Annotated in this window: 1 protein-coding gene; it reads left to right on the top strand. The window is 45.3% G+C overall.

What is annotated here, in order from left to right:
* On the top strand, positions 1 to 674 hold a 674-nt coding region (locus tag R7044_RS25750; RefSeq protein ID WP_225456064.1), incomplete at both ends, for a carboxy terminal-processing peptidase.

Raw genomic sequence — 674 nt, 5'->3', positions numbered from 1 at the left:
TTACGTAACAACGGTGGTGGTGCTCTTACTGAAGCAACAGCACTTACTGGCCTCTTCATTAAAGAAGGCCCAGTCGTACAAGTGCGCGACAGCTATGGCCGCATCAAAGTTAATGCTGATACCGACGGACTGGTAAGTTACGATGGTCCTTTGACGGTATTAATCAACCGCTACAGTGCATCGGCATCTGAAATTTTCGCAGCTGCAATGCAAGACTACAACCGCGCCGTCATTCTTGGCGAAAACTCGTTTGGTAAAGGTACGGTTCAGCAGCATCGTTCATTGAATCATATCTACGATCTTTTCGATAAAGAGCTCGGCTATGTTCAATATACGATTCAAAAGTTCTACCGCATCGATGGCGGCAGTACTCAGAACCGTGGTGTAGCGCCAGACATTGCGTACCCAACACCAATTGATCCGAGTGAAACCGGTGAAAGTGTTGAAGACAATGCTCTGCCTTGGGATAGCATCGATAAGGCGACTTATCAGACATTTCCAGATAACGACAAGTTGATTGCAAACTTGACAGAACTTCACAATAAGCGAATCGCTGATGAGATGGAATTCCGTTTCATAAACGAAGACATTGAGCAGTATCGTAAAGAAAAAGACGACAACATGTTGTCTCTAAACGAGAAAGTCCGCAAAGACGAGTCAGATAAAGCAGAAGC

The organism is Vibrio sp. 1402, from assembly GCF_033340275.1.
Note: the sequence above shows the minus strand (reverse complement) of the source record. Positions and strands in the feature narration are given on the sequence as shown.